Raw genomic sequence first — 2,983 nt, 5'->3', positions numbered from 1 at the left:
GTGAATACCTGGGGGCACCGCGCGAGTTTCTCGTACATCGACCAGTTCTTCGACCACACCCTGGGCGTGGCGGTGGGCGTGGCGCAGCTTGACTCGCCTATCCAGGAGCGCCAGTACCAGGCGTGGTGGTGGGCTAACAATAACGGTCCCGATGGTGCCGAAGGCATCTGGGGCTCACCGCATACACCGGGCTTGCCCGAAGGCGTGATCTCGCAGGAGGGCATGCAGCTGCGCGCACGCAGCGAGCGGCAGTTGCGCAATGGCCTGATGACCGTGATCGAGTGGGCGCCCGGCGACCACTACCATTCCACGCTGGACTTGTACTACTCCACGTTCAACCAGCGCCAGATCACCAACGGCCTTCAATGGTCGAGCAGTCCCTATGACAACGTATCGTATTCCGATGTGGGCGTGACGCCCAAGCAGCCGTATCCGATCGTCACCTCCGGCGTGATCAGCGGCCTGAAGCCGATCATGCAGAACGAGTACAACAAGGAACACGACAAGCTTTTCTCGGCGGGCTGGAACAACCAGTACGACTTCGGCAATGACTGGCTGGGTACCGCCGATTTGTCGTATTCGTCGGCGAAGGTCAACCTGCACGACGCGTACCTGTTCACCGGGCTTCCGGACGGCGGTACCACCACGTCGGGATTCTCCACTCATGCCGACAACGGCTACCCGTATTTCTCGCCGGGAACGGACTTCACGAACCCGGCAAACGTCGCCTTTACCGATCCAAATAACTACGGATACAACGGTCGCGAGGAATTTGACAAGCAGAAGGACACCATCAAGGCGATTCGCCTGGAGATGAGCCATCCGGTGGGCTGGATCTTCTCTACCGTGGATTTCGGCGTCGACTATTCGGACCGCAAGAAGACCAAGACTGCCGACGTGAACTTTGTGTTCCTCAATGGCAACGGCAATGGCATAGACGCTCCCTACGATAACAACCTCTCCGCCCCGATCAATCCGGCGTTCCTCTACAACCCAAGCTACATCGGCTACGGTGGCGTGCCAGGGATCATCAATTACGATGTCCTCGATGCCCTGCGCAACCAGTTCTACCTCGTTCCGCGAAATGGTGCTGGCGACTATTCGCGCAACTACACGATCGAGGAAAAGGTCCCCGTGGCCTACGCCCGTTTCAACATCGAAACGACGCTCGGCGATATTCCGTTGGGTGGCAACGTCGGCCTCCAGGCGGTTCGCACCGACCAGTCGTCCGATGCATTGCAGACCAACAATAGCGGTGGCCTCGTCGGCCAGATCAGCGGGGGCGCCAAGTACAACAAGTTCCTGCCCAGCCTGAATCTGAAGGCCACGATTGGCGAGCGGCAGTACCTGCGCTTTGGCTTTGCCAAGACCATGACGCGCGGGCGCATCGACGATGAAAAAGTCGCCAGTTCCGCTTATGTCTACCAGGTGCTGGACGGCCCACAAGCGGGGCAGGTGGCCTGGACGGGTAGCGGCGGCAATCCGCAATTAAGGCCCTACGTGGCCGTGGGTACGGATCTTTCGTGGGAGAAATACTTCGGCAAGGCGAGCTTCCTCGGTGCCGCGGTGTTCCACAAGAACCTCTTGAACTATATCTATAACAAGACTGTCCTCGACCACGATTTCTCCAACAACATCAACGACACCCCAACCCTGGTTCCGACGTCGAACATCGGCTCGTACACGCTGCCGCAAAACGGCACGGGCGGCAAGATCGATGGCGTGGAACTTTCTTGGAACCTCGAAGGCGCTCTCGCGGCGCGGGCGCTGGATGGCTTCGGCGTCCAGGGAAATTTCTCGCTGACCAACAGCTCCATCCCGGTCAGTGCGGTGTCGTCCATTCCGGGCGGACCCAAGACCCTGCCGGGGCTGTCGCGCAAGGTGGCCAACCTTGCCCTTTACTACGAGAAATACGGGTTCTCCGTCCGCGTGGCCGAGCGCTATCGCTCGGCATTCACGGGCGAGGCGGTGGCACTGTTCGACCAACTGGGCTACCAGCAGGTCCTGGCCGACAAGCAGACCGACGTGCAGTTGGGCTATGCGTTCGAGCAGGGCCGCTGGAGCGGCTTGTCGATCCTGCTGCAGGTGGTCAACGCCACCAATTCTCCTTACAAGACGGTGCAGATTTCCGGGCTTCCCAACGGTACGCAGGTGATGCGCCCACTGGACTTCAATTCCTGGGGCCGTACCGTGATGTTTGGGGTCAACTACAAGCTTTGATCGACGCCGCCAGCGTTACGAACTCGTAACGCTGGCGGGTGTTGAATGCGTGGACCTTTACACGGAGGCACGCTCATGAAGATGCGGATCGGTGTGATTGCCCGGATCTGTGCAGGCGCATCGTTATTGTTGGCTGGCAGCGCGGCAGCCCAGGATTTAAGCAAGCTCGGCGGCATGCTCGGCAGTGGTGGAACTTCTATGAAGTCCGGCAGCATGGGCAATGTCACAGGCCTCCTGCAGTACTGCGTGCAGAACAATTACCTGGGCGGGAATTCCGGCGCCGCGGGTATCAAGGACCAGTTGCTGGGCAAGATGGGCGGTGCGTCATCCACGCCCATGGCCGGCGGCGATACCTCTGCCAGCAAGGGCAACATGCTGTCCAAGCTTACCGGCGGCTCGAATGCGGCCAGCCAGGGCGGCGGCACCGCCACCAGTGATCCGTCTTACCTGAGCGGCGCAAAGGGCATCCTGCAAGGCAGCAACGGTAACTCGGTGGATTTGAACAGCCTCGGCGGCGGCAATAGCGACCTGAAGTCCAAGCTCACCACCAAGGTATGCGACACCGTGCTCAAGCAGGGCAAATCATTCCTGGGCAAGTAATGCCCTAGCGCGAACCAACACCCATCGCCCGCGCAAATCGCGCGGCGATGTCGCGCAGTTCACCGGCAATCGGCGGATCGTCCAGGAGCTCCGCTTCCACGCCCGCCATGATCGCCAGGCTCGCCACCCCAAGGGTGGAATCCGCACCGGTGGTAAGGATGCA

Annotated in this window: 2 protein-coding genes; both read left to right on the top strand. The window is 60.3% G+C overall.

Annotation, left to right across the window (positions count from 1 at the left end; genetic code table 11):
* Nucleotides 1–2,220, top strand: a 2,220-nt coding sequence (locus tag VK519_RS17645) for a TonB-dependent receptor (RefSeq protein ID WP_324351960.1), incomplete at its 5' end; no start/stop codon positions are given.
* A 75-nt stretch (nt 2,221–2,295) separates the two neighbouring features.
* Entirely contained in the window at nt 2,296–2,820 is a 525-nt protein-coding gene (locus VK519_RS17640) for a DUF2501 domain-containing protein (protein WP_324351958.1), read from the top strand.
* Nucleotides 2,821–2,983 lie beyond the last annotated feature (163 nt).

Origin of the sequence: Pinirhizobacter sp. (assembly GCF_035317885.1) — a bacterium.
Lineage (GTDB): Bacteria > Pseudomonadota > Gammaproteobacteria > Xanthomonadales > Rhodanobacteraceae > Pinirhizobacter.
This window is presented reverse-complemented; position numbering and strand designations above follow the sequence as displayed.